This is a genomic window from Microbacterium sp. (assembly GCF_036277215.1).
Classification (GTDB): Bacteria; Actinomycetota; Actinomycetes; order Actinomycetales; family Microbacteriaceae; genus Microbacterium.
On the sequence record NZ_DASUNI010000240.1, the window covers coordinates 37,868 to 46,007 of the forward strand.

Annotated in this window: 7 protein-coding genes; all 7 read right to left on the reverse strand. The window is 68.6% G+C overall.

Annotated elements, in window-relative coordinates; all coding sequences use genetic code 11:
- Positions 1–4: 4 nt before the first annotated feature.
- Positions 5–949 (reverse strand): nucleoside hydrolase, encoded by a 945-nt coding sequence (locus VFX99_RS12020; RefSeq protein ID WP_329666528.1) that lies wholly within the window; start codon positions 947–949, stop codon positions 5–7.
- Positions 950–988: 39 nt separating this feature from the next.
- Positions 989–3,721 (reverse strand): family 78 glycoside hydrolase catalytic domain, encoded by a 2,733-nt coding sequence (locus VFX99_RS12025; protein ID WP_329666529.1) that lies wholly within the window; start codon positions 3,719–3,721, stop codon positions 989–991.
- Positions 3,722–3,734: 13 nt separating this feature from the next.
- The gene (locus VFX99_RS12030; protein WP_329666530.1) at positions 3,735–4,580 is read right to left on the reverse strand and encodes a fumarylacetoacetate hydrolase family protein; all 846 of its coding nucleotides are present in this window, start codon (positions 4,578–4,580) and stop codon (positions 3,735–3,737) included.
- Complete coding sequence (locus VFX99_RS12035; protein ID WP_329666531.1) at positions 4,577–5,452, reverse strand: fumarylacetoacetate hydrolase family protein; 876 nt, start codon at positions 5,450–5,452, stop codon at positions 4,577–4,579. The genes VFX99_RS12030 and VFX99_RS12035 overlap by 4 nt, the downstream gene beginning before the upstream one ends.
- A gap of 109 nt (positions 5,453–5,561) precedes the next feature.
- On the reverse strand, positions 5,562–6,353 hold the full coding sequence (locus tag VFX99_RS12040) for an SDR family NAD(P)-dependent oxidoreductase (RefSeq protein ID WP_329666532.1): 792 nt from the start codon (positions 6,351–6,353) through the stop codon (positions 5,562–5,564).
- Between the two features lie 25 nt (positions 6,354–6,378).
- Positions 6,379–7,209, reverse strand: coding sequence for an SDR family oxidoreductase (locus VFX99_RS12045; protein ID WP_329666533.1), 831 nt, complete (start codon positions 7,207–7,209; stop codon positions 6,379–6,381).
- A 57-nt stretch (positions 7,210–7,266) separates the two neighbouring features.
- On the reverse strand, positions 7,267–8,140 hold an 874-nt coding region (locus tag VFX99_RS12050), incomplete at its 5' end, for an alpha/beta hydrolase fold domain-containing protein (RefSeq protein WP_329666534.1).

Sequence of the window (8,140 nt, forward strand, 5' to 3'; positions counted from 1 at the left end):
ATCGTCAGCCTAAGGACCGAGCGAGCACCGTGTCGAGGTAGAACTGGGCAACTTCGGCAGCGCTGACGTCCATGGCGACCTCGATCTCGGGCCAGGGCTCGGCCAAGGCGTGACCGAACGTGGCCAGGCTCGGCTCGCGGCGGTCCACCAGCGTCTGGCCGCGGCTGAGTCCCGGGGCGAGCTCGACCTGCACGGGCCACTTCTCCCAGGTGAAGAGCTCCGGCGCGACGAGCGCGCAGACGGCACCGGCATCCCCGATCAACCGGTAGACCTCCAACGAGCCGTCCGTGCCTTCACGCTGGAAGCCGACCAGCTCGCCCAGAGTCCGCTCCAGAGCGTGATCGGATCGTCGCAGCGCGTCGATCGTCGCCAGGTCGAGGCTGATCTTCTCGAAGACGTCGAGCCCGTACATCGTGAGTGGAACGCCGCTGCCCAGAACGATGTGCGCTGCCTCCGGGTCCTGCCGGATGTTGAACTCCGCCACGGCGGAGACGTTGCCCCATGTCGCTGATCCGCCCATGAAGACGATGCGCTCGATCTTCTCCGTCACCTCCGGGTAGGTGCGCAGCAGCAGGGCGATGTTCGTCAGGGGGGCCAGAGCGATCAGCGTCTGCGGCTCGTCCGCCGAAAGCAGTCGATCCCGGAGGAAGTCCACCGCGTGGATGGGCTCGGGCCGACGATCACTGGCGGGGAGGCCGACATCGGCGAGTCCATCCGTTCCGTGGAACGTCGACGCGCGCCCGGCGGGCTCGATCAGAGGTCGAACGGCACCGGCAGCCACCGGGATGTCGGGAGCATCCGCGACATCGAGGATCCGCAGCGTGTTCGCCACCACGCTCTCGAGAGATCCGTTGCCCGCGACGCACGAGATGCCGCGAACGTCGATCTCCGGATGCTTCACCGCGAAGATGATCGCCAGCGCGTCATCGATTCCGGTGTCGACGTCCATCAGCACTGGATACGTCATTCCGTTCCCTCCGGTCGGGGCTTACGCGGATCGTAGTCGCCTCACGACGTCCTCGGCATCGATGTCGTGGGTGCTGCGACCCGGAGCGAGCGCGCGCCGCGACGATCCGATGACCAGCATCGCCGACACCCCGAACGGAACATCGACGACGACGGATGCCGCATCCCCCGTCCTCGTCCACTCGACGGCCAGCCGCCCGTACGGCGTGCCCACGTGCGCCCGCACCGAATCGACGCCCGCGTCGAAGTCGGGCTCGATCACCGCCGTGCGGTACCCCGGCGAGGTCGCCCGGATGCCGGCGATCCGGCGGTAGAGCCAGTCGTCCACGCTGCCCGGCGCGTAGTGGTTGAACGACATGGGCCGGATCTCGCCGTCGGGCGAGATCGCGTCCCAGGACTCCCAGATCGTCGTGGCGCCGTGGTCGACCTCGTACAGCCACGAGGGCATCTCCGACTGGCGGAGCAGGGCGCGGGCGACATCGGGGTGGCCATGGTCCCACAGCACGTCCAGCAGGTAGGGCGTCGAGAGGAAGCCGGTGTCGAGCCGATCGCGGCGCGCCCGCACGAGCTCCACCAGGCGGGCAGCGGTCGACGGACGCAACTCCTCCGGCACCATGTCGAAGGCGAGCGCCAGCACGTAGACGCCCTGCAGCCGAACCGGCAGGTCGCCGTTCGCATCGACGTACTCCGAGGCGAAGGCGGCGCGGACCTCGACGGCGCGCGAGGCGTAGGCGGCGGCATCCGCCTCTCGACCGAGCGCCGCCGCGATGCGCGCGGCGAGTGTGAGGGTGTTCGCCTGGAACATCGGGGCGATGTACTCGCTCGTCAGGGCGGGGGCGATGCCGACGGCCTCGTGCATCGGCTTGCCCTCCATGGTGCTCGGGGCCAGCCAGTCGCCGAAGTGCATGCCGGTGTTGTAGAGCAGGGACTGGTTGCGGCGACGCCGCCGCGGGAGATCGTCGCCGGCGAGCTCCTCCGGCACCTCCGCGGCGGCCGTCACCCGCTGGTACTCGACCCACCGTGCCAGCGCGTCGTAGTTCTCCTCGAGGATCCGTCGATCGCCGTATCGCTCGTACAGCACCCACGGGACGATCGCGATGGCGTCGCTCCACCCGGCGGCCGCGACGATCGAGCCGATCCCCTGTGCGGTCGCGGCGGCCTCGGCGTCGAACGGCGAGCGGGGCGAGAAGATCGGGATGCGCCCGTCGGGCAGTTGATCGGCGCGCAGGTTGTCGAGCCACCTCGACAGGAAGGGCACGACCTGCGCATTGTTCGCGCCGGCGCCCACGAACGCCTGGATGTCGCCTGTCCACCCCGCCCGCTCGCGCTGTGGGCAGTCGGTCGGCACTGAGAGGAAGTTGCCGCGCTGGCTCCACACGACGTTCTGATGCAGGCGGTTGAGGCGATCGTCGGACGCCGCGAACGACCCGGTCTGCTCGAGATCGCTGGCAAGGACCACAGCGACGATGTCGTCGAATCCGAGCGGTGCCGAGAGCCCGCTGATCCGCGCATATCGGAAGCCGTGAAAGGTGAACTCGGGCTCCCATTCGTCATCGCCGCCCGCCGAGACGAAGACGTCGGTCTGCTCCTTGTTGATGCCGACGATGTTCGCGAACCAGGACCCGTCGGCGGCGAGCGTCTCGGTGTGCTCGAGAACCACCTTCTGCCCCGGCTTCGAGGTGCGCAGTCGCAGCCGGACGCGGCCCACGAGCACCTGACCGAAGTCGACGACCGTGCCCTCCGGCGTCGCGGTGATCTCGACGGCCGGCATCTCCCGCACCCGGCGGATCGGCTCGCCGGGAAACGGGCGGAGGAGGGTGTGGTCGCGACCGACGTCGGTGACCGGCATCCAATCGCCGTCGTCGAATCCCGCACGGTCCCATCCGAGTGGCACAGCACGGCGGTCGAAGTGCTCGCCGACGAAGAGGTCGGCGTAGACCCACGGGCCGACAGCGCTGCGGGCCCCGGGGCCGGACGCCACGACCTGGGTCGTCCCGTCCATGTAGTCGAGGTGCAGCTGCCAGAGAGCCGAGGTCCGCGTGCCGAACTGGGCGCTGGACCCGGTGAGGCCGAGCCTCCCCGCCCACCAACCGTCTGCGAGCGCGAAGCCGAGCACGTTCTCGCCTTCGACGAGGGCACCCGTCACGTCGTAGGACTGCACCGAGATCCGGTGCTCGTAGCTGTCCGAGCCCGGCGCGAGCACCTGGTCGTCCGCCCGCTCGCCGTTGACGAACGCCGAGTACACCCCGCGCGCCGTGGCGTGGAGGCGCGCGCGAACGAGCCCGCCCCTGACGTCGAAGGTCTGGCGCATCAGCTGCGGCGGACGCAGCCGATCGTCCGGCGGCGTGTCCGGGCCGAGTCCCCGGACCCAGTCGACGATGCTCCAGCGCTCGATGACGGCATCCTGCTGGACCGGCTCGACCCACGCGGCCACCCAGTCCTCGGCATCCAGGAGCGCTGTTTCGAAGACGGATGCCGCGTCCTGCGTCCACGCGTCGCCCGAGCGGCTTCGCACGAGCCACGTGTAGGCGGTGTTCGACGTGAGCCGTTCGCCCGCATACGGAATCAGCGAGCTGTCCGCGCTCTCCACGACTCCGCTCGCCCACACCTGCCGGCCGGCAGCGGTGGACACCTGCAGTTCGTAGGCGTCCTGCGCGTGGTCGGCGATCCACGAGAATCGCGGGGCCCGTACGCCGATGCCGATCGGCGCCTCGAGGTACTCGACGCGCAAATCGCGCGGACGCAGGTCGCTCACTCCCGTCCCCGGATCAGGCGAACCGGGTGGTCAACGTGCCGATGCCCTCGATCGCGCTCACCAGCACGTCGTCAGGCTGAATGAACCGCGGCGGAGTGCGACGGTTGCCGATGCCTGCGGGCGTGCCGGAGAAGATGATGTCGCCGGGCAGGAGCGGGCACACGGCCGACAGGCGGACGAGCAGCTCGGGAACGTCGTAGAGCATCATCGACGTCCGCGAGGACTGCATCCCCTCGTCCGACAGAGTGCACGAGATCGCGAGATCGTCCTTGTCGGCGAACTCGTCGGGTGTGACGAGCCACGGCCCGGTCGGACCGAATCCGGGGAACGACTTCGCCAGGCTGAACTGGGGCGCGGAGCCCTGCATCTGCGTGATGCGCTCCGAGAGGTCCTGGCCGATCGTGAGGCCGGCCACGTGGTCCCACGCGCTTTCGCGGTCGACCTTGTACGCCTCGCGGCCGATCACGACGACGAGCTCGACCTCCCAGTCGACGTGACCCTCGGGCAGCTCGACGACCACATCGGGCCCGACGATCGACGACGGGAACTTGGTGAAGGTGACCGGCATCGAATCCGGCGGGTAGCCCGCCTCGGCGGCGTGCTCGGCGTAGTTCAGGCCGATCGCGAACACCTGCCGGGGACGCGGGACGGGCGCGGACAGCTCGGCGACATCGAACGAGTCGGATGCCGCGGCATCCGCCCTCTCGAGAGCACCCGCCCACTCGGCGAACGCCGCCCAGTCCTCGAACAGCGACTGCGGATCGGGGCCGAAGCGGCCGTCCGACGCTCCGGCGATGTCGATCGCGCCGTTCTCCCCCTCGACGAGGACGGCCCGGCCGCCCAGGTTTGCGATCCTCACCAGTCCACCCGCTGTGGGGCGGGCTCGCCGTAGCGCTCTTCCCAGCCGATGACCTTGTTGCGGAGGGTGCCGATGCCGGTGATCTCGGCCTCGATCTGGTCGCCCGGCTTGAGGTAGAAGTCGAACGGGTTGGGCTGCACGGCGGCCACACCCGAGATCGTGCCCGTGGTGATGATGTCGCCGGCGCTGTAGATCTGCGGCGAGTGGTAGGCGACCAGGTGCGGGAACTTGATGCGGGTCTGGTCGGTGTTGCCCTGCTGACGGACCTCGCCGTTGACGCGCAGCTGCATCGGCAGCTCGTGCATGTCGGGCACCTCGTCGCGCGTGACGATCCACGGGCCGATCGGGCAGAACGTGTCGATGCCCTTCGAGAAGGAGAAGACGCCCGACTCCATCTCCTTGCGCTGGATGTCGCGCGCGGTGATGTCGTTGAAGACGGTGAAGCCCGCGATGTAGTCGTCGGCCTCGTCGGGTCCGAAGAACTTGCCCGCCTTGCCGATGATGATGCCGAGCTCGAGCTCGTAGTCGAGCTCCTTCGTGAGGCCCTCGGGGTAGACGATCTCGTCATCGGGTCCGATGATCGCGTCGACGTTCTGGAAGAACACGATGCCCTTGTGCACGGGGTGCGACCAATCGACGGCCGTGAGCTCGTTGTGGTGGTCTGCGAAGTTGCCGGCGGTGTGGAAGAACTTCTTGGGCCGGATGGGCGCCTCGAGCTTCACGTCGGCGTATGCCAGGCGCTCGCCGGTCTCGCGGACGTCACCGCCGCGCTCGAAGTATTCGCGGGTCGAGGGCACGTCGAGTTCGAGGACGACGCCGTCCTCGAGTTCCAGCCGGCCGACGCGGCCGCCGTCGAAGGTGATGAGCTTCATGGTTCGTTTCTCCTTGGTAGAGGCGTTTCGTCTTGTCGCTTCGCTCCTCGCGCACCGACCGGTCGTTGAGCGAGCGAAGCGAGACGAAACGCGTTGATCTGACGGACGCTTATGCGCCGACCATGTTGAAGCCGCCGTCGGCGAGCATGTAGCCGCCGGTCAGGTGGGCCGCCTCGTCGGTCGCAAGCCACAGGCAGGCCCCGGTGACGAACTCGGGCGGCGGGATGACGCCCATCGGCGTCTGAGAGATCAGAACCTCGCGGCGGCCGCTCTTCCAGTCCTCGCGGTTGAGCAGCCGCTCGGTCTCCATGAAGCCGGGTGCGAAGGTGTTGACGCGCACCGCCGGTGCGAACGCCTTGGCGTAGGACTTCGTGATGCCGAGGATCGCGTACTTCGCTGCCGCGTACTGCGGTGCGCGAGCTGAACCGCGGACGATCACTGTCGAGCCGACCTGCACGATGTTGCCGTGCCCCTGCTTCAGCATCCGCTCGCCGAATTCGTGCGTCATGAGCAGCGTGCCCTTGACGTCGATGTCGATGACCGCATCGAGCGCCTCCTGAGTCAGCTCGTCCCAGTTCATCTGCTCGCTCGAGACGTCGCCGACGTTGTTGACGAGCACGTCGAGCGTGCCGAACGCGACCCAGACCTCGTCGGCCATGCGCTTGATCTCATCCCACGACCCGATGTCGGCCTGAACCAGGATGCCGTCGCTGCCGGCTTCCCGGATGCGCTCCAGCGTCGCTTCGGCGCCCGCCTTCGACGAGCGGTAGTGCACGGCGACCTTTGCACCCTCCTGCGCGGCGCGCACGGCGATCTCGGCGCCGAAGCCGGTGCCGGCGCCGGTCACGAGTACCGTCTTGCCGGCGAACCGGGGGAAGATCTGCGGGGTCGAATCCGTCATGTCAGCTCCAATCGTGGTGCAAGTCTCAGACGAGCGTGCGTCCGCCGTCGATGTACATCACGTGACCGGTGATGAAACCGGCATGACGTGAGGACAGGAACAGCGCGGGACCGGTGATCTCATCGGGCGTTCCGAGGCGGCCCGCCGGCACGAGGCTCTCGAGGTTCTCGCGTTTGCCGGGCTTGGCGAGCTCGCCCGCCGTGAGCGGCGTCTCGACGTAACCCGGAGCGAGCGCGTTGACGGTGACGCCCGACGATGCCCACTCGCGAGCCATCACACGCAGCAGCTGGTTGATGCCGCCTTTGGACGCGGCGTAGGGCCCGTGCGAGTGGTGCGCGAGAAGTCCGGAGACGCTCGAAAGGGCGAGCACCCTGCCGTGACCCTGCTCGACCATATGGCGACCGGCGGCCTGCGCGAGGCCGAAGACCGATGAGAGGTTGACGCGCAGGATGTGATCCCACTCGTCTTCGGTGAACTCGAGGATCGGACGACGATCGTTGATGCCGACGGCGTGCAGCAGCACGTCCAGACCGCCGAACCGCTCGACGACCTCCGCCACCACGCGGGTTCCGGAACCGTGCTCGGTGAGATCCGCTTGGATCAGCTCGTGGTGAGCGCCGAGGGCGGTGAGCTCCGCGCCGAACGATTCGAGGACGCGAGCATCGCGATCGACCACGGCGACCGACGCGCCGGCTCCCGCGAATGCGAGTGCGCATGCACCGCCGATCCCGCCGCCACCTGCGATGAGGACCCGGGATCCCTGCAGTCCCAGCCAACCGGCGTCGGTCGAACGTTCTGCATCGACGATGTTCTGCGCCGCCATCATCGCCTCCTCGCGTTTTCGATGGGATTTCATCGAGTAAAAGTAGCTTTCGCTCAATGAATCTAGCTGACAAAGGCTCTCAGTGTCAATTCAGCGCACATCCGACACCCGGTGGGCGAGGAGCGTCAGCGTGGACTCGGCGGCTGGATGCCCGATCTCGTTGAGGAATCCGTGCAGCGCCGCGCGCTGTCGCACGATCGACACATCGACCCCCGCGAGCGCCAACTCCGACGCGAACGCCTCGCCGGATGCCCGCAGCCGGTCACGGTCCGCGGTGACGATGAGGGTGGGGGCCAGTCCCGTCATGTCGTTCCCGCCGGGAAATGCGTAGACGTCGGGTGCGGCATCCCCGAGGTAGTTGCTGTTGATCGCGTCGGTCGACTCCGGTGGGAACGTGAGCGCGACGGGCAGGCCCGCAAGCAGCCCCTCCAGCTCGGCGTTCGCCACGGGAAGCGGCGCGTGCAGGACGGGATACACGAGTGCGATCAGGTACGGGACGGATGCCGCGCGGTCGCGCAGCCGCACGGCAGCGCCGGCCGCGAGATTGCCGCCGGCGCTTGCTCCACCCAGCGAGACCCGGTCCGGCGCTGCGCCGAATCGCTCGGCGTTCTGCACTGCCCAGTCGAATGCCGCGACCGTCTGCAGCGACGCCACGGGGTAGCGGCAGCGCGGACCCGCCGCCTCCATCTCCGCGCGCATCTGCTCCGGCGTGGGCATGCCCTCGAGCGGCGCCGGCGGACCGAGCGCGGGCAGCGCGTCCAGGGGGGCGAGGGTGTAGTCGACCGAGACGACGGTCGTTCCCGCGCCGCTGAGGACGCGAGCGACGTGGTCGGCCTCAGCCATGTCGATCGTCCCGAACATGAACGCCCCGCCGTGCAGCCACACCCGGAGGCTGCCGTTCGGCTCGGCGGCCGGGTAGATCCTCACCCGGAAGTCGTGGTCTGCCGCCGTCAGGGCGACGTTG

Bases quoted from the DNA above. Each gene is read 5' to 3' on its own strand.
- VFX99_RS12020 (WP_329666528.1), bottom strand. From the start codon at position 949: ATGGACGTCGACACCGGAATCGATGACGCGCTGGCGATCATCTTCGCG.
- VFX99_RS12035 (WP_329666531.1), bottom strand. From the start codon at position 5,452: ATGAAGCTCATCACCTTCGACGGCGGCCGCGTCGGCCGGCTGGAACTC.
- VFX99_RS12040 (WP_329666532.1), bottom strand. From the start codon at position 6,353: ATGACGGATTCGACCCCGCAGATCTTCCCCCGGTTCGCCGGCAAGACG.
- VFX99_RS12045 (WP_329666533.1), bottom strand. From the start codon at position 7,209: ATGAAATCCCATCGAAAACGCGAGGAGGCGATGATGGCGGCGCAGAAC.